Origin of the sequence: Herbidospora solisilvae (assembly GCF_009901565.1) — a bacterium.
In the GTDB taxonomy this organism is placed as follows: Bacteria; Actinomycetota; Actinomycetes; order Streptosporangiales; family Streptosporangiaceae; genus Herbidospora; species Herbidospora solisilvae.
In genome coordinates, this window is the sequence record NZ_WXEW01000014.1 from 90256 (window position 1) to 107621 (window position 17366).

Sequence of the window (17366 nt, forward strand, 5' to 3'; positions counted from 1 at the left end):
CCTTGCCGGTTGGACCTGCATGAATTTGAGCCTGAGCGACATCGTGCCCCCCCTGCGCTGGACCGCGCCCAGCCAGGTGGAGCCGATCGCCAGCGACCCCGGCCTCCCGAACTCGTGGTGGCAGGCGCTCCCGATCGACCGCGCCTGCGCCACGGTCGGGCCGGCCCAGATCGCGGCCAAACTGGCCGACCTCACGTCCGCCTGCTGGGGACACCTGATCCTCGGCGACATCATGCCGCTGCTGCGGTTCACCGCACCGGCCGAGAGCCAGCGCACGCCGGGCAGCCGCGACAGCGTGCGGCTGCTCTTCGCCGGGGTGCTCGACCGGCTCATGGACACCGAGCCGCTCAACCCGCTGGCGAGCGTGCCGCCCGCGGTGCCGGAACGGCCGCTGCCCGAGATCATCGACGAGCTGTTCCAGCGGCTCGACGACCGGCAGCGCGCCATCGCCCGCGACCGGCTCTACGCCGAGCACCGCGCCACGCTCGACGAATTGGCGCAGCGGTTCTCGGTCACCCGGGAGCGCATCCGGCAGATCGAGCGCGACCTGCGCGACCACGTCGACAACTGGCTGCGCGGCCAGGAGGCGACCCCGCTGACAGCCCACCTCACGTGGCTGCGCACCCGGCTGGGGTCGGCGGTCCCGGCCGACGACCTGATGGCGGCGGTGCCCTGGCACCGCACCGAACTGGCCACGCTGGGCATCCCGGCCTGGCGGTTCGTCCGCACGCTGCTGACCGGATATGACCAGGTCGACGGGTGGCTGGTGGCCGGGGGCGCCGACGAGCTGCGGGAGAAGACGCGCCAGCTGTTCACCGACGGGCCGGTGCCGCTGGCCGAGGCGGTCGGCATGGTCGCCCAGCTCGGGGTTCGCGAGGACGTCGGGGAGCGCTGGCTGGGGGCGGTGCCGCAGCTCCGGCTGCTCGAAGGCCACGTCGTGCCGTGGCCGAGGAGCGTGAACGACAAGGCCGAGGCCGTCTTGGCCGTGGCCGGCACCCCGCTCACGCCCGAGGAGATCCAGAACCGGATCGGCGAAGACTACAGCCTGGTCGGCATCCGCAACCAGCTCACCGCCGACGACCGTTTCCTGCGGCTCGACCGGAACAAATACGGCCTGGCCCGGTGGGGCGGCGAGGAGTATCTCGGCATCCGGGAGATGATCGCCCGCGAGATCGAGAAGGCCGGCGGCGAGGCCTCGGTCAACACGATCGTGGCGTCCCTGACCTCCCGCTACGAGGTGAGCGAGAGCTCGGTGCGGGCCTACGCCGGCGGCCCCGGGTTCGAACGCACCCAGCGCGGCTGGATCCGGGTCGCGGGCGCCGAACCGGCCGACTACCAGCCGCGCCGCGACGTGTCGATGACCCGCCGCTGCTTCCGCAGCCGCGACGGCCGCTGGTGGCACCGGGTCGACGTGAACGCCGAGCACCTGCGCGGCTCGGGCTCCCCGCTGCCGACCGGCTTCGCGGCCCACCTCGGCATGGCGCCCGGCGGCCAGCTCACCGCCTCGACCCCGCAGGGCGAGGTGGTGATCTCGTGGCACAACCAGCCGACGATGGGTTCGATCCGCCCGATCCTGGCCGAATACAACGCCGCCGAGGGCGACCACGTCTTCCTGACCGTCTCCGACGGCGGCGAGCTGCTGACCCGGTTCCTGCCGCAGGGCGCGGCCGGGCTGCCGCCGCTGAACAAGGCCCTCCACCTGATCGGATACACCGCCCCCGTCGCCTCCGAGGCCGAGGGCCTGCGGCTGATCGGCGCCCGCATCGGCATGCCCGACGGCGCGGGCAAGGACGATGTGCTCGCAAGGCTGAGAGAACGCGGGGATCGCGACATTCTTCTCTATCTGTAAAGAAGGTTTGTGGGACGATCGTTCTCCGCACGGGGAAGGATCATGAATGTACGCCGCTTTGTTACTGGTCGCGTCGACGACCGTGATGGGGGCCGACGTCAGCAACTGGACCGGTGACGTCGACTGGACCGAGGTCAAGGGCAAGGGCGCGGAGTTCGTCTTCGTGCACGCCACCGAAGGTCCGAACTACAAGAGCCCGCGCTTCGGCACCCAGTTCTCCGGGGCGCTGACCGAGGGCATGTACCGGGGCGCCTACCACTTCGCCCAGCCGCACGAGTCGGGCGGCAAGGAGCAGGCCGACTTCTTCGTCCGCAACGGCGGCAACTGGACCGCCGACGGGCGCACGTTACCCGGGGTGCTCGACGTCGAGGACAACCCCTACAACAACCGCAACGGCCTGAACAGCTGCTACGGCCTCGACCAGGACGAGATGGTCAAGTGGATCGGCGACTGGTTGTCCCGCTACAAGGCGTGGACCAAGCGCGACGCGATCATCTACACGACGACCTCGTGGTGGAAGACCTGCACGGGCGACACCAAGAAGTTCGCCAAGAACCCGCTGTGGATCGCCCGCTGGGGCGCCGACCCGGGTGAGCTGCCGGCGGCGTGGAGCAAGTGGACGTTCTGGCAGAAGGCCGAGAAGGCCGACCACGCCGGGGGTGCCGACGTGTTCAACGGCTCGTTGTCGCAGTTGCACGCGCTGGCCGACCCGCCGGTCCGGCTGCTGATCTCCGGCGGCGCCAAGAGCCGGTCCCAGTACGTCCTCAAGCTCTCCAACACCGGCGCCAAGCTGGCCACGAAGATCAACATCTCGGGCAAGACCTTCGGCAACAACCGCCTCACCTACGCGCCGAAGGCGTGCAAGCGCACCGCGACCACGGTCAAGTGCACGATCAACAACCTGGCCCCCGGCCGCAGCGTCACCCTGAAGTTCTCCACGAAGCCGAGGGGCGCCAAGCCGGTCGGCATCAACTTCCTCGTCGGGTCGACGAAGGTGACGCTCAAGTAATGTCGGAAGCATGTTGCGGCTCTATGACACCCGTCACCGGCTCGTGGAGCCGCTCCTGCCTCCCGGCTCACGCGCGCTGCGCGCCTACACCTCCGCCGGCCTGCCGGGGCAGGTGCACGCCGACCTGATCAGGCGGGTGCTCGAACGGTCGGGCGTCCGCGTGATCGCCTGCCGCGACCTCGCCGAAGACCTGACACCCCTGAACGTGCGCCCCGCCGAGCCCGTCGCCGACGGGATGCCCGGGGCCTTGCGCCTTCTCGGCGGCCGCGTCGACCTCTACCTCAGCGACACCGCCGAGGTGGTGGACGACGCGGCCGTCCGGCACCACGCCAGGAGCGCCGCCACCCTGGACGCGCCGATCCCCGACGACCCCCTGCCCGTCCGCCTCGCGCTCATGGAGCACCGCTACCGCGACGCGGCCACCCTCACCCCGGACGATCTCCGTGAGGCCGGCGACACCATCGGCCGCTGGCGCCGGAAGGTGGCCGAATGGGCCGAGGAGCCCAGCTCCCCGATCGCCAAGGACCACGCCGACGCCGTGAACGAGGCCTTCGACGACGACCTCGACACCCCGGGGGCGCTGCGCATCCTGCGCGCGCTGGAGGACGATCGCGAGGTTCCGCCGGGCTCGAAGTTCGAAACCTTCCTGCACGCCGACCACATCCTGGCTCTGGACCTCTCGGCCGACATCGGCCGCCTCCCTCGCTAGCAGGTTGCTAGCATGGATTCGTGGCGGGAATCATCTACATCCGGGACGTCGACGACGACGTCATCGAGACGCTGAAACACCGGGCCGCCGAGGCGCGCATGTCCCTGTCCGCGTACGCGGCGCAGCAGCTCACCATCGCGGCCCGGCGGCCGAGCAACGCCGACGTGATGCGGCGGGCCCGCGATCTGGCCGCCGCCCGGCGTGACCGAGGCGCGGTCACGCCGACGACCGAGGAGATCGCCGAGGCGGTCAGAGCCGACCGCGACCGCGACGGCGGCGCCCGGTGATCGTCGACTCCTCCGCTCTCATCGAGGCGTTCACCTCCGCCGACCCGAACGACGACCTGCTCAAGACCCTGGAATCCGGCGACCTGCACGCGCCCCACCTGCTGGAGCTGGAGTTCGCCTCCGTCCTGCGGGGGCTGGTGCTGGGCGGCAAGCTGGACGCGGCGACCGCGGAGGAGAGCAGGCAGCTCTACGCGGAGACCTGGATCCAGCTGCAACCGGTGTCGGGGTTCATCGACCGCATCTGGGAGTTGCGGCACAACTTCACGCCCTACGACGCCGCCTACATCGTGCTGGCCGAGGCGCTGGAGCTGCCGCTGGTGACCTGCGACGCCAAGCTGGTGCAGAAGGGCGGCAACCACGCCGCCCAGATCCTGCTGTTCAGGTGATCGCGCGGGTCTCCCCCACGGCCAGGTCCCACAGGTCGGCCGGTGGGAGGCCCCTGCGGGTCCACTCGCGGCGGGCCTCCTCCACGGGTTCCAGCAGGGGTTCGCCCGACAGGACGAAGGTGCCCCAGTGCATGGTGGCCATCCGCCGGGCGCCCACGTCGAGGGTGGCCTGGACGGCCTGGGCCGGGTCGACGTGGAAGTTCTTCATGAACCAGCGGGGTTCGTAGGCGCCGACCGGCATCAGGGCCACGTCGATGCCCGGGTGGCGGCGGCCGATCTCGGTGAAGTGGTCGCCGTAGCCGGTGTCGCCGGCGAAGAAGACGCGCTGGTCGTGCCACGACAACACCCAGCCGCCCCATAACGTCCGGCAGGTGTCGAACAGGCCCCGGCGGGACCAGTGGCGGGCCGGGACGAAGTCGAAGCGGACGTCGCCCACGTGGGCCGACTCCCACCAGTCGAGTTCGACGACGTTGGTGAAGCCGCGCCGGGTGAACCACGAGGCCAGGTTCGCGGGAACCAGGACGGCGGTGTCCCTCGGCAGGCGGCGGACGGTCGGGGCGTCGAGGTGGTCGTAGTGGTTGTGGCTGATGACGACCGCGTCGACCGGCGGGAGGTCCGACCAGGCGACGCCGGGCGGGGTGAGGCGCTGGCGGACGCCGGGGATCTTCCGCGACCACACCGGGTCGGTCAGCACCGTCAGGCCGCCGATCTGGACGACGTAGGTCGCGTGGCCGACCCATGTGACCAGGGCGTCGGTGCCCGTCGGGGAGGGCAGGCCGTCGCGGTGGACGGGGATCTGGTCGGCGTCGCCGATGTCGGTGCGCAGTTCGCCGTGCCCGACGACCGACGCCAGTTCCTTGAACGAGGCGAGCGGAGAGAGCAGCCGGTCGGCGAAACCGCCGCTCCAGCGTGGGGCTCCGAGAGGGATGTGCGTCTGGGTCACCCTCTTGGTGATCCCCCTGACACGGGAATTATGCGTCGCCGCGCGATCGGCCGCGCCGCCACCACGGGGGCACCCGGGCGTAGCCGCCGTCGTCGAGGTCGGCCAGGCGCTCGAACGGGTTGTAGGTCGCCGGGTTCCCGCACGTCAGCACCGACACCAGCACCGAGACGACGTAGAGCGGCAACATCGGCAGGCCCACGCAGGCGGCGTACTGGCTGGCGTGGCGGGACTCGTGGAGGAGGAGCCGGCCGCTCAGGTAGCCGTAGGGGTGCTTGGTCAGCACGACGTTGCCGACGGTGAAGGCCCCGGCGATGGGGAACGACAGGCGGTAGCCGTGGGCGTACACGAGACCGAGTTCGCCCTTGTGCAGGGTCGCCCCGCCGATGCGGGCGATCAGCAGGCCCAGCGGGGTCGACAGGTTGATCCAGTTGACGGCGCGGCGGAAGCGGAAGTACGGCCCCATCAGCACATCATGCGCTCACTCGGCCAGGAACGAGTAGTGCCCCCGGTGGTAGATCAGCGGCGCGGCGTCACGCGGGGTCGCCACGGTCTCCACGCCGCCGACGACGATCGAGTGGTCGCCCGCGTCGTGGACGGCGACGGTCCGCAACTCCATGGTGGCGATGGCCCGGTCGAGCAGCGCGACGCCGAGCGTGCCCCGGTGGTGGGGGAAACCGGTCAGCTGGCCCTCCAGCGACCGGCCGCGTTTGGCCAGGTAGCGGGAGACCTCCTCGTCGTCTTCACCGAGGACCGAGACGCCCCACACACCCGCCCGGAGGACCGTGTCGTGGAAGCGGGCGACCTTCTCGGCGCAGAACAGGGCCAGCAGGGGGTCGAGCGACACCGACGCGAAGGAGTTGACCGTCATCGCGTGATCGGTTCCGGCCGGGTCGACGGTCGTGACGATGACGATCCCGGTCGCGAAACGGCCGGCCACCTTCCGGTAAAGATCCCTGTCGGCGAGCACGCACCTTACCTTATGCGGACGTTCTGCCTGAGCAGCCAGGAGCCTCCCGCGGACGGGGCGAACACGACGGCCAGGGCGACGGCCACCAGACCGCCGTAGAGGTAGATGTATCCGCCCAGCGTGGCCGCGATGGCCAGGTCGCCCTCCGGGCGGGGGCCGGCCAGGATCATCGACGGGATCACCCAGCCGACGGCCACCACCCCGGCCGCCATGCGGGTGCGCATCAGGCGGCCCATCGCGTAGGGGAGCCCGAACAGGATCAGCACCGCCAGGACCGCCCCGACGGGGAGGGTGCCGAACAGGTACCACTCGTGTTCGAAGGCGCCCACGACCCCCACGACCAGGCCGAGCATGAACAGCACGCCGTAGGCGGCGCCGGTGACGGCGGGCTCGGCGCCGCTCGGACCGTCGTCGTGTTCGGCGGTCTCGGGAGCGGCGTTCACCATCATGGGCTGAGGCTAGCCGATGCCGGCGAACAGGTCGTCTTCGCGCCCCGCTACGGAGGGTCCCGCTTTGCGCACGAAGTGTTCGACGCCGCGCGCCTCCTGGCCGACGCCGTTCGACAGGGCGAAGCGGGGGGCGTCGACGGTGATCTGGGTGGCGTGGGCGCGCAGGGCGTTGAGTTTGGCGTCGAGGTAGGGGCGGGCGTCGATCGAGGTGGTGACCGTCTCGCGGCCGTAACCGAGGGCGTCGACGTCTTCAGGCTGGAAGATCTCCATGCGGGCCGCCGCCTCCAGCATCTCGGAGCGGAGCTGGGCGGTCTGGTAGAACTTCGCGACCGTGCCGGCCAGCTCGAACGCCCGCCAGGCCACGCGGTGGGCCTGGATGTGATCGGGATGGCCGTAGAGGCCGTTCTCGTCGTAGGTGACGATCACCTGGGGGCGTACCGCCTCGATGATCGCGAGGAGCCGCTCGGCGGCCTCGTCGACCGGGGCGCGCCAGAAGCAGCGGGGGTCGTCGTTTTCGGCCGCGCCCATCATGCCGCTGTCGCGGTAGCCGAGGAAGCGGTGGTCGTCGACGCCGAGGTTCCGGCAGGCGGCCGCCAGTTCCCGCTCGCGGTAGGCGCCCAGCTCGTCGGGGCCAAGGTGAGCGAGGGTCGAGGGGATGATCTCCCCCATCTCGCCGCGGGTGCAGGTGACCAGGGTCACGTGGGCGCCCTCGGCGGCGTAGCGGGCCATCGTGGCGCCGGTTCCGATCGTCTCGTCGTCGGGATGGGCGTGCACGAGGAGGAGGCGTCGGTCGGGCATGCTGGCACTATAAGGGGCTATGACTGAGAGCTTCCCTCGCCTGCATGCCCGGACCCGCCGGTTCACGCTCGGGGTGCCGCGCGGATTCACCCTCACCCCCGCCGGTGACAAGGTGATCTTCCAGCGGACCAAGTCGGGCACCGACCCCGTGACCTGCCTGTGGGAACTCGACGTCGCCTCGGGCGAGGAGCGGCTGCTCGTCGACCCGCTGATCCTGGGTGCGGCCGAGGAGGAACTGCCGCCGGAGGAGCGGGCCCGGCGGGAACGGGCCCGCGAGTCGGCCGGCGGCGTGGTCGGGTTCTCCCACGCCGGGCACCGGATCGTCTTCACCCTTTCCGGCGCCCTGTACGTCTGGGAGGCCGGCGAGATCCGCTGGCTGAAGACCCCGGGAGGGGTGATCGACCCGCGCCTGTCCCCCGACGGCGGCAAGGTCGCCTACGTCAGCGGCGGGCGGCTGCGGGTGCAGGACCTGGAGACCGGCTCCGACTTCGAGGTGGCCGGGGAGGACGGCGCGACCTGGGGCCTGGCCGAGTTCATCGCCTCCGAGGAACTCGACCGCATGCGCGGCTACTGGTGGTCGCCCGACGCCTCGGCGCTGCTGGTCGCCCGGGTCGACGACTCTCCGGTGCAGGTCTGGCACATCGCCGACCCGGCCAACCCGGGCAACGACCCGGTCGCGATCGCCTATCCGGCGGCCGGCACCGCCAACGCGCGCGTCAACCTCTACATCGTGGGCCTCGACGGCATCCGCACCGAGGTGCCCTTCGAGCACGAATACCTGGTCACCGCGTCCTGGGACGCGTTCGGGCCGTTCATCGTGACGCTGTCGCGCGACCAGAGGTCGCTGCGGCTGCTCGCGGTCGACCCGACCACGGGCGGCACCACCCTGATCCGGGAGGACGCCGACGACAAATGGGTCGAGGCGGCTCCGGGCGTGCCGGCGCACACCGCCGACGGCGCCGTGGTCTGGGTGGCCGACGCCGACGGCGGGCGGCGGCTGTTCGTGGGCTCCGATCCGGTGACGCCACCGTCGCTGCAGGTCCGCAGCGTGGTCGACGTCGACGGCAACGTGGTGCTGTTCACCGCGAGCGGCGGCGACCCGGCGCAGGTGCAGTTGTGGTCGTACGCCCAGGGCACCCTCAGCCCTCTCTCGACCGACGCGGGCGTGTTCACCGGACGCCGCAGCGGCGGCGTGACCGTCGTGGTGGCGCAGTCGCTCGACCACGAGGGCGTGTCGGTGCGGGTGATCCGGCTCGACGGCAGCTCGGTGCCGATCGCCAGCGTGGCCGAGCGGCCCGGTCTCGACCTGCGCGTCTCCCTTTCTCGGGCGGGCTCCCGCGAGTTGTCCACGGCCGTCCTGCTGCCGTCGTGGCACGTCGAGGGGTCGGCCAAGCTGCCGGTCCTGATGGACCCCTACGGCGGCCCGCACGCCCAGCGGGTGCTCCACTCCCACCGGATGTTCCTGGAGCCGCAGTGGTGGGCCGAGCAGGGCTTCGCGGTGATCGTCGCCGACGGGCGCGGCACCCCCGGACGCGGCCCGGCCTTCGAGCGCGAGGTCCACCACGACTTCACCGTCACCCTCGACGACCAGGTCGAGGTGCTCCAGTCGATGCCCCACCCCGACCTCGACCTGACCAAGGTCGCGATCCGGGGCTGGTCGTTCGGCGGCTACCTGGCGGCCCTGGCGGTGCTGCGACGGCCCGACGTGTTCCACGCCGCCATCGCGGGCGCGCCGGTCACCGACTGGCGGCTCTACGACACGGCGTACACCGAGCGTTATCTGGGCCACCCGTCCGAGGGCCACTACGAACACTCCTCGCTTCTCGCGGCCGACGCGGAGAAGCTGGAGCGGCCGCTGATGCTGATCCACGGCCTGGCCGACGACAACGTGGTGGCCGCCCACACGCTGCGGTTGTCGTCGGCGCTGCTGGCCGCCGGGCGGCCGCACACCGTGCTGCCGCTGTCGGGCGTCACCCACATGACGCCGCAGGAGGTCGTGGCCGAGAACCTCCTGCTGCTCCAGGTGGAGTTCCTGCGGCGCGCCCTGGGCTGATCCCCCGGGGTCAGCGCCGCCAGCTCTCCCACAGGGCCGCGTAGGGGCCGCCGGCCATCACCAGTTCCTCGTGGGAGCCGAGTTCGCTGATCCGGCCGTCCTCGACGACGGCCACCCGGTCGGCGTCGTGGGCCGTGTAGAGACGGTGCGCGATGGCGATCACGGTGCGCCCGTCGAGGACCGCCGCCAGCGACCGCTCCAGGTGGCGGGCCTGGCGGGGGTCGATCAGCGAGGTCGCCTCGTCGAGCACCAGCGTGTGGGGGTCGGCCAGCACGAGCCGCGCCAGCGCGAGCTGCTGCGCCTGCGCGGGCGATAGGGCGGTGCCGCCCGACCCGACCTCGGCGTCCAGGCCCAGTTTCTCGGCCCACTCCCAGGCGTCCACCGCCTCCAGAGCGCGCTTCACGGCGTCGTCATCGGCCTCGGGACGGCCGATGAGGACGTTGTCGCGCAGCGTCCCCTTGAACACGTGGTGCTCCTGGGTGACCAGGGCGACCTGGCCGCGCAGCTCGGCCAGCGGCAGCTCGACCAGCGAGGCCCCGCCGACGGTGACGCTGCCGGTCCGCGGGCCGTGGATGCCGGCCAGCAGCCGCCCGAGGGTCGACTTCCCCGCGCCTGAGGGGCCCACCATGGCCAGGCGCTCGCCCGGCCGGACGTCGAGGTCGATGCCGTGCAGGACGTCGTGTCCTTCCCGGTAGGCGTACCGCACGTCCTCGGCCCTGATGGCGTCGCCGTCGGGGGTCGCCTCCGAGGGAACCCGGTCGTCGGGCACGTTGGCGACGCCCAGCAGGCGGGCCATCGAGGCGCTGCCGACCTGGAGCTCGTCGATCCACGACAGCAGCCGGTCGAGCGGGTCGACGAGCTGCTGGATGTAGAGCGTGCCCGCGGTGACCTGGAACAGCGTGACCCAGCCCTCCAGGTAGAACAGGCCGCCGAGGAACAGCGTGGCGACGACCGGGATCACGTAGCCCATCTCGACCGACGGGAACCAGACGGTCCGCAGGCTGAGCGAGTAGCGTTCGGCGGCGTAGGACTCCCGGATGTCGTCGTCGGTCCGGTCGCGGCGGCGGCCGGCCAGGCCCAGTGCCTCGACGGTCCGGGCGCCCTCGACGGTCTGCGCGAGGCCCTCGGTGAGGTTGGCGTACGCCGCGCCCTCCCGCAGGTAGGCGGGCCCCGACCGGTTCAGGTACCACCGGGTGGAGATCCACAGCAGCGGCACCGCCAGCAGCGACGGCAGCACCATCAGCGGTCCGACGATGACCAGCGCGCCGATCATGAACACGCCGGTGACCAGCGCGATCAGGATCTCCGGCACCGCGTGCCGGACGGTCCGCGACAACGAGTCGACGTCGCGGGAGGTCCGGGTGATCAGGTCGCCCGAACCGGCCCGCTCGACCGTGGACAGCGGCAGCGCGAGCACCCGGTCGACGAACTCCTGGCGCAGCTCGGCCAACACCTTCTCACCGAGCCGCGACGACGCGTAGACGGCGAACCTGGTCAGGATTCCCTGGGCGATCACGAATCCGGCGATGGCCAGCGCGATCGTGTCGACGCGCACGTCGTGCGCGCCGTCGGCGACCGACTGCACGAGGCCGCCCAGCAGCGCCGGACCGGCGAGGCCGGTGAGCGCGGCCAGGCCGTGCAGGGCCAGCGCGGCCGACAGCTCTTTCGGATACTTGACCATCAGGCGCCGGGCGTAGGCGCGCACCTGTGCCTTGTCGGCGACCGGCAGGATCTGGCGGCTCATCGGTCCTCCCCTCGGGTGACGGTGGCGCGGTAGGCGGTGCTGGCGGTCAGCAGCTCGCGGTGGGTGCCCTCGGCGGCCGTCCGGCCGTCTTCCACGTAGAAGACGTGGTCGGCCCGGTCGAGCACGAGCGGGCTCGTGGTGACGACGAGGGTGGCTCTCCCGGCGCGGGCCTTGGCGAGGCGTTCGGCGATGCGGGCCTCGGTGTGGGCGTCGACGGCGCTGGTCGGCTCGACCAGGATCAGGATCTCCGGGTCGGCGGTCAGCGCCCGCGCGAGCCGCAGCCGCTGCTGCTGGCCGCCGGAGAACTCCCGCCCGGCCTCGGCCACGTGGGTGTCCAGGCCCTCGGGCAGCGCCTCGACGATGTCCTCGGCGCAGGCGGCGTACACGGCCGCCTCGACGTCGCCGTGGCCCCTGACGTCGAGCTCCTCACGGAGGGGCCCGGCGAACAGCGCGGCGGCGTTGTCGGCGACGAGGATGTGCCCGCGCACCGCCTCGACCGACAGGTCGGCCAGCGGCACGCCCGCGAGCGTCACCCGGCCGTCGGAGTAGCGGCCCAGGCGGTCGGCGATGGCGCTCGCCTCCTCGGGCGTGGCCGCGGCGAGCGCGGTGACCACGCCCTCGCGGACCACGACACCCGACTCCTCGTCGCGCAGGTCACCGTGGCGGGCCTGGGCGTCGCCGCCGGTGATCTCGGGCTCCAGCGACAGGATGCGGACGACCCGCTTGGCCGCCACGACGCCCTTGGTGAGCTTGTCGGCCGCCTCGGTGAGCGTGCGCAGCGGGGCGATCAGGAAGACGGCGTACCCGTAGAAGGAGACCAGTTCGCCCGCCGACAGGTCGCCCGCGAGCGCGAAGCGGGCGCCGAGCCAGGTCACGCAGGCGATCAGCAGGCCGGGCAGCAGCACCTGGGCGCCTTCGAGCAGCGACTCGACCGAGGCGACCCGCACGCCCGCCGCCCGGGTGCGCTGCGACTCGGCCCGGTAGCGGTCGGCGAACACCTGCTCGCCGCCGATGCCGCGCAGCACGCGCAGCCCCGCGACGATGTCGCCGGCCCGGGTGGCGAGGTCGCCCTGGAGGTCGCGATGGGCGTGCTGCCTGCGGTGCAGCGGCCGCAGCAGCGGGCTGATCACCAGCGCCATCAGCGGCACCCCGATCAGCACGAGCAGGCCGAGCGGCATGGAGGACGACAACATGATGACGGTCACGACGACGACGGCGACGAGCGCGCCCGCGCCGCGCAGGATGATGTCCATCGCGTTGCCGATGTGGGCGATGTCGGAGTTGCCGACGCTCACCACCTCGCCGGTCGACAGGCGCTTGGGCAGGGTCGCGCCCAGGCGGGTGGCCTGGCGGCTCGTGAGCTGGACGGTCGTGTAGGCGGAGGAGATCCAGGTGTAGACGGCGCAGCGGTGGCGCAGGACGCCGGTGAGGGCCTGCACCGCGCCGAGCCCGAAGAGCACCGCCGACCAGCGCGCGAGCTCGCCGGCGTCCTTGTCGATCACGGCGTCGACGCCGAACCCGATCACGGCCGGGATGAGGGCCTGGGTGGTCCACCACAGGATCGCGTAGGTGATGCCGAGCCACATGGGCAGGCCCTGGTCGCGGGCCATCCACCAGAGGTATCTGCCGGGCCCGCGCGTGTCTGGTTGGCCGGGATCGCCGGCCGGAAGAGCGCGCATCCTGCAAGCGTGGCAATCTCGCTGAACAGCCGTCCAGCCATTTACGTCAACGCGGGTTGACACGATCACGGGCGTCAACCTACATTGACACCATGAACGAGACAGCGCAGCTCGCCTCCGACGCGAGCAGCCGCGATCCCTCGATCGGTCTGCGGGCCGTGAGGGCACTGCGGATCCTCGTCGACCGCCTGGAGGCCCTCCAGGTCGAGAACGCCCGTGAGCAGGGCTGGTCGTGGCAGGACATCGCCGTCCACCTCGACGTCACCAGACAGGCCGTCCACAAGAAGTACGCGGGCGGGCGCGGCCTGCTCAGACGGGGAGACTGACGATGTTCGAACGATTCACCGACGACGCCCGCCGGGTCGTCACCGCCGCACAGGTGGAGGCCCGGCGCCTCAACCATCCGCGCATCGGCACCGAACACCTCCTGCTGGGCATGCTCCAGGACCCGGAGTCCCTGGCCGCCCGCGTCCTCACGGGCCTCGACCACGGAGGCGCCGAGGCCCGGCTCCGCGACATCCTCAACCAGCCCGCCGGGCGGCGCGGGCACGAACTCGACGCCGAACTGCTCAGCACCATCGGCATCGACCTCGACGCCATCAGGGAGAAGGTCGAGGAGGCCTTCGGTCCCGGCGCCCTCGACCGCGAACCGGTCCGCGACCACCGGGGCCACCTGCGCAGCGGCAGGCACATCCCCTTCGGCCCGCGCGCCAAGAAGACCCTGGAACTGTCGCTGCGCGAGGCCATCGCCCTCAAGCACAAGGCGATCACCGACGGGCACGTCCTGCTGGGCCTGATCCGCGAGGGCGAGGGCCTGGCCATGCAGATCATCACGGAGGCCGGCATCTCTCCCGCACGGGTGCGCGAGGCGCTCGTACAGGAACTGAGCAGCCCGGCCAGATGAAAGCACGATCCCCCGCCAAAGACCGGCCATTTGGACCTTGGCGGGGGATCGAGCGCACCTGTCCCTACCCAGACTTGCGGGATGCTCTCAGGTAGTCGGCGTTCATGCGAGCGATCGTGTCGAGAGGGATGCCCTTCGGGCATACCGCGGTGCACTCGCCGGTGTTGGTGCAGCCACCGAAGCCCTCCTCGTCCATCTGCTCGACCATGGCACGGGCCCGGGAGCCGCGCTCGGGCTGGCCCTGCGGGAGCAGGCCCAGGTGGGTGATCTTCGCGGCGGTGAACAGCGAGGCCGAGCCGTTCGGGCAGGCCGCCACGCACGCGCCGCAGCCGATGCAGGTCGCCGCGTCGAACGCGTCGTCGGCGTCGACCTTGGGGACCGGCATCGCGTGGGCGTCGGGGGCCGATCCGGCCGGGACGGAGATGAAGCCGCCGGCCTGGATGATGCGGTCGAACGCCGACCGGTCGACGACCAGGTCCTTCACCACGGGGAACGGCCGGGCCCGCCAGGGCTCGATGACGATGGTGTCGCCGTCCTTGTAGTGGCGCATGTGCAGCTGGCACGTGGTCGTGTTCTTCTGCGGGCCGTGGGCGACGCCGTCGATCATCATCGAGCACATGCCGCAGATGCCCTCGCGGCAGTCGTGGTCGAACGCGACCGGGTCGTCGCCCGCCAGGATGAGCCGCTCGTTGAGCACGTCGAGCATCTCCAGGAACGACATGTCCGGGGAGACGTCCTCGATCTCGTAGCGCACCAGCCGCCCCTCGTCGTCGGGGCCGCTCTGCCGCCAGACCTTCAGGGTGAGGTTCACTTGTAGCTCCGCTGGGTCATCTTCACGTACTCGTACTCGAGGTCTTCCTTGTGCAGCACCGGGCCGTCGGGAGTGGACTCCCAGGCGGCCACGTAGGCGAAGTGCTCGTCGTCGCGCAGGGCCTCGCCGTCGGCGTCCTGCGACTCGGCCCGGAAGTGGCCGCCGCACGACTCGGTGCGGTGCAGGGCGTCCAGGCACATGAGCTCGGCCAGGTCGAAGAAGTCGGCCACCCGGCCGGCCCGCTCCAGGGCCTGGTTGAGCTCCTCGTTGACGCCGCTGACCTTCACGTCCCGCCAGAACTCCGCACGCAGCTCGGGGATGCGCTCCAGCGCCTTGCGCAGGCCCTCCTCGGTCCGCTCCATGCCGCAGTAGTCCCACATGAGCTTGCCCAGCTCGCGGTGGAAGGAGTCGGCGGTGCGGGTGCCGTTGACCGACAGCAGCTTCTCGATCCGGTCCTTCACCGCGACCTCGGCGTCGGCGACGGCCTGGTCGTCGATCGGGTCGAACCGGTGCGCGTCGGCCAGGTAGTCGCCGATGGTCGTCGGCAGCACGAAGTAGCCGTCGGCCAGGCCCTGCATCAGCGCGCTCGCGCCGAGCCGGTTCGCGCCGTGGTCGGAGAAGTTGGCCTCGCCGATCACGAACAGGCCCGGGATGGACGACTGGAGGTCGTAGTCGACCCAGAGCCCGCCCATCGTGTAGTGGACGGCCGGGTAGATGCGCATCGGCTGGGTGTACGGGTCCTCGCCGGTGATGCGCTCGTACATCTCGAAGAGGTTGCCGTACTTCTTCTCCACGGCGTCGCGGCCGAGGCGGGCGATGGCGTCGGCGAAGTCGAGGTAGACGCCCAGGCCGCCCGGCCCGACGCCGCGGCCCTCGTCGCAGACGTTCTTGGCGGCGCGGGAGGCGATGTCACGCGGCACCAGGTTGCCGAACGCCGGGTAGATGCGCTCCAGGTAGTAGTCGCGCTCGGCCTCGGGGATCTCCCCGGCCGGACGGGTGTCGCCGCCCTTGACCGGCACCCAGACGCGGCCGTCGTTGCGCAGCGACTCCGACATCAGGGTCAGCTTCGACTGGTATTCGCCGGAGACCGGGATGCAGGTCGGGTGGATCTGGGTGTAGCACGGGTTGGCGAACATGGCCCCCTTCTGGTGGGCCCGCCAGATCGCCGTGGTGTTGCAGCCCTTGGCGTTGGTCGACAGGAAGAAGACGTTGCCGTAGCCGCCGGTGGCCAGCACGACCGCGTCGGCCAGGTGGGTCTCGACCTCGCCGGTGACCATGTCGCGCACCACGACGCCCCGGGCGCGGCCGTCGCTGACGATCAGTTCGAGCATCTCGTGGCGGGTGTGCATCTCGACGGTCCCGGCCGCGATCTGCCGCTCCAGCGCCGAGTAGGCGCCGAGGAGGAGCTGCTGGCCGGTCTGGCCGCGCGCGTAGAAGGTGCGCGACACCTGGGCGCCGCCGAAGGAGCGGGTGTCGAGGAGACCGCCGTACTCGCGGGCGAACGGCACGCCCTGGGCCACGGCCTGGTCGATGATGTTCACCGACACCTGGGCGAGGCGGTAGACGTTCGACTCGCGGGCGCGGAAGTCGCCGCCCTTCACGGTGTCGTAGAAGAGGCGGTAGATCGAGTCGCCGTCGCCACGGTAGTTCTTGGCCGCGTTGATGCCGCCCTGCGCGGCGATCGAGTGGGCCCGGCGGGGCGAGTCCTGGTAGCAGAACGACTTGACCTTGTAGCCCAGCTCCCCCAGGGTCGCGGCGGCCGAGCCGCCCGCGAGGCCGGTGCCGACCACGATGACGTTGATCTTGCGCTTGTTGGCCGGGTTGACCAGCCGGGCCGAGAACTTCCGCTTCTCCCAGCGGTCTTCGATCGGGCCCTCGGGCGCCTTGGTGTCCTTGATCGGCGCGCCTTCGCGGTAGTTCATCGTACGACTCCAAACGTGATCGCCAGCGGGACGACCAGGAACCCGAGCGTCAGCAGGGCGCTCAGCCCGGCCGCGCTCGCCTTCAGCACGGGGTAGCGCCGGGCCAGGCCGAGGGTCTGCAGGGCGCTCCACAGGCCGTGCCGCAGGTGCAGGCCCACCATGACCACCGAGATCACGTAGAACACGGTGATGTACCAGCGCGAGGGGTCGAACCCGGCGACCATCCGGTCGAACGGGGTGGCCTCGTGGCCCTCGGGGTTGGCCACGCCGAAGGTCATGTCGAGCAGGTGGTAGATCACGAAGAAGAAGACGATCACGCCGCCCCAGCGCATGGTGCGGGTGGCATAGCCGTCGGCCCTCGACTTCACCTTGGCGGCGTACTTGACCGGACGGGCGTTGGCCGCCCGGCGGGCCAGCACGATCGCCGAGTACATGTGGGCCGCGATCGCCACGACCAGGCCCGCCTCGAGAAGGGTCAGCAGGCCCCGGTGCGGCAGCAGCGGGTAGCCGACCTCGCGGAGCCAGGCGGCGTAGCCGTTGAACGACTCCGCGCCGGCGAAGATCTTCAGGTTGCCGGCCATGTGGAGGACCAGGAAGAGCACCAGGACCGCGCCCGACACGGCCATGACGGCCTTCAGGGAGTTCGACGAGACCCGGCGCCGGGATCGCCGGGGCCGGGAGGGTATCTGGGTGACCGGTTCGGTGGCCTTGCCCCGGTCGATGGTGGCAGTCACGTACAAGGACGCTAGGTACCTGCGCAATCGTCGTCCAAGTCATCGCGGTTCTGGTTTCGATAGCCGGTGGCTATGTGCTCTGGCCTGGCGCGGAAGCCCTTGCGGCCAGGGGGACCGCGTGC

18 protein-coding genes are annotated in these 17366 nt (G+C 71.2%); 8 read left to right on the forward strand and 10 right to left on the reverse strand.

Features of this window, described 5'->3' with window-relative positions; translation table 11 throughout:
- Window positions 1-19 precede the first annotated feature (19 nt).
- The 5 genes from GT755_RS36905 to GT755_RS36925 are packed head-to-tail and all read left to right on the forward strand — an operon-like array spanning window position 20 to window position 4240.
- Window positions 20-1849: a sigma factor-like helix-turn-helix DNA-binding protein gene (locus tag GT755_RS36905; RefSeq protein WP_161484195.1), complete on the forward strand. Its 1830-nt coding sequence runs from the start codon at window positions 20-22 to the stop codon at window positions 1847-1849.
- Between the two features lie 46 nt (window positions 1850-1895).
- The gene (locus GT755_RS36910) at window positions 1896-2858 is read left to right on the forward strand and encodes a GH25 family lysozyme (RefSeq protein WP_161484196.1); all 963 of its coding nucleotides are present in this window, start codon (window positions 1896-1898) and stop codon (window positions 2856-2858) included.
- 10 nt (window positions 2859-2868) lie between these two features.
- Window positions 2869-3567: a hypothetical protein gene (locus GT755_RS36915; protein WP_161484197.1), complete on the forward strand. Its 699-nt coding sequence runs from the start codon at window positions 2869-2871 to the stop codon at window positions 3565-3567.
- A 20-nt stretch (window positions 3568-3587) separates the two neighbouring features.
- Window positions 3588-3854, forward strand: a complete 267-nt coding sequence (locus tag GT755_RS36920; protein WP_202610953.1) for a FitA-like ribbon-helix-helix domain-containing protein — start codon at window positions 3588-3590, stop codon at window positions 3852-3854.
- On the forward strand, window positions 3851-4240 hold the full coding sequence (locus GT755_RS36925) for a type II toxin-antitoxin system VapC family toxin (protein WP_161484198.1): 390 nt from the start codon (window positions 3851-3853) through the stop codon (window positions 4238-4240). The genes GT755_RS36920 and GT755_RS36925 overlap by 4 nt, the downstream gene beginning before the upstream one ends.
- Here GT755_RS36925 and GT755_RS36930 read toward each other — a convergent pair.
- The 5 genes from GT755_RS36930 to mshB are packed head-to-tail and all read right to left on the reverse strand — an operon-like array spanning window position 4233 to window position 7397.
- Window positions 4233-5183 carry an MBL fold metallo-hydrolase gene (locus GT755_RS36930; RefSeq protein ID WP_328794749.1) on the reverse strand — a complete coding sequence of 317 codons (951 nt, stop codon included), beginning with the start codon at window positions 5181-5183 and terminating at the stop codon, window positions 4233-4235. The two genes, GT755_RS36925 and GT755_RS36930, sit on opposite strands and share 8 nt — an antisense overlap.
- Before the next feature lie 28 nt (window positions 5184-5211).
- The gene (locus tag GT755_RS36935; RefSeq protein ID WP_161484199.1) at window positions 5212-5646 is read right to left on the reverse strand and encodes a hypothetical protein; all 435 of its coding nucleotides are present in this window, start codon (window positions 5644-5646) and stop codon (window positions 5212-5214) included.
- A gap of 15 nt (window positions 5647-5661) precedes the next feature.
- Window positions 5662-6150, reverse strand: a complete 489-nt coding sequence (locus GT755_RS36940) for a flavin reductase family protein (protein ID WP_030451849.1) — start codon at window positions 6148-6150, stop codon at window positions 5662-5664.
- A 5-nt stretch (window positions 6151-6155) separates the two neighbouring features.
- Window positions 6156-6599, reverse strand: a complete 444-nt coding sequence (locus tag GT755_RS36945; RefSeq protein WP_161484200.1) for a DUF6113 family protein — start codon at window positions 6597-6599, stop codon at window positions 6156-6158.
- 9 nt (window positions 6600-6608) lie between these two features.
- Window positions 6609-7397 carry an N-acetyl-1-D-myo-inositol-2-amino-2-deoxy-alpha-D-glucopyranoside deacetylase gene (mshB, locus tag GT755_RS36950; RefSeq protein WP_161484201.1) on the reverse strand — a complete coding sequence of 263 codons (789 nt, stop codon included), beginning with the start codon at window positions 7395-7397 and terminating at the stop codon, window positions 6609-6611.
- 19 nt (window positions 7398-7416) lie between these two features.
- Between mshB and GT755_RS36955 the strand changes: the two genes are divergently transcribed.
- Window positions 7417-9450: a prolyl oligopeptidase family serine peptidase gene (locus tag GT755_RS36955; protein ID WP_161484202.1), complete on the forward strand. Its 2034-nt coding sequence runs from the start codon at window positions 7417-7419 to the stop codon at window positions 9448-9450.
- 10 nt (window positions 9451-9460) lie between these two features.
- Here the strand turns inward: GT755_RS36955 and GT755_RS36960 are convergent, their stop codons facing one another.
- Complete coding sequence (locus GT755_RS36960) at window positions 9461-11194, reverse strand: ABC transporter ATP-binding protein (RefSeq protein WP_161484203.1); 1734 nt, start codon at window positions 11192-11194, stop codon at window positions 9461-9463.
- Window positions 11191-12873 carry an ABC transporter ATP-binding protein gene (locus GT755_RS36965; protein ID WP_161484204.1) on the reverse strand — a complete coding sequence of 561 codons (1683 nt, stop codon included), beginning with the start codon at window positions 12871-12873 and terminating at the stop codon, window positions 11191-11193. Before GT755_RS36965 ends, GT755_RS36960 begins: the two co-directional genes overlap by 4 nt.
- Before the next feature lie 92 nt (window positions 12874-12965).
- Between GT755_RS36965 and GT755_RS36970 the strand changes: the two genes are divergently transcribed.
- Window positions 12966-13199 carry a hypothetical protein gene (locus GT755_RS36970; RefSeq protein WP_030451855.1) on the forward strand — a complete coding sequence of 78 codons (234 nt, stop codon included), beginning with the start codon at window positions 12966-12968 and terminating at the stop codon, window positions 13197-13199.
- A 2-nt stretch (window positions 13200-13201) separates the two neighbouring features.
- A complete protein-coding gene (locus tag GT755_RS36975) occupies window positions 13202-13777 on the forward strand; it encodes a Clp protease N-terminal domain-containing protein (protein ID WP_161484205.1) in 576 nt (191 codons plus the stop codon).
- A 64-nt stretch (window positions 13778-13841) separates the two neighbouring features.
- Here GT755_RS36975 and GT755_RS36980 read toward each other — a convergent pair whose 3' ends face one another.
- Genes GT755_RS36980 through GT755_RS36990 form a run of 3 tightly spaced genes read right to left on the reverse strand, consistent with a single transcriptional unit; the run spans window position 13842 to window position 17244 of the window.
- Window positions 13842-14588: a succinate dehydrogenase/fumarate reductase iron-sulfur subunit gene (locus GT755_RS36980; protein WP_161484206.1), complete on the reverse strand. Its 747-nt coding sequence runs from the start codon at window positions 14586-14588 to the stop codon at window positions 13842-13844.
- A complete protein-coding gene (locus tag GT755_RS36985) occupies window positions 14585-16510 on the reverse strand; it encodes a fumarate reductase/succinate dehydrogenase flavoprotein subunit (RefSeq protein WP_161484207.1) in 1926 nt (641 codons plus the stop codon). Before GT755_RS36985 ends, GT755_RS36980 begins: the two co-directional genes overlap by 4 nt.
- On the reverse strand, window positions 16507-17244 hold the full coding sequence (locus GT755_RS36990; RefSeq protein WP_328794750.1) for a succinate dehydrogenase cytochrome b subunit: 738 nt from the start codon (window positions 17242-17244) through the stop codon (window positions 16507-16509). Before GT755_RS36990 ends, GT755_RS36985 begins: the two co-directional genes overlap by 4 nt.
- Between the last annotated feature and the right edge of the window lie 122 nt (window positions 17245-17366).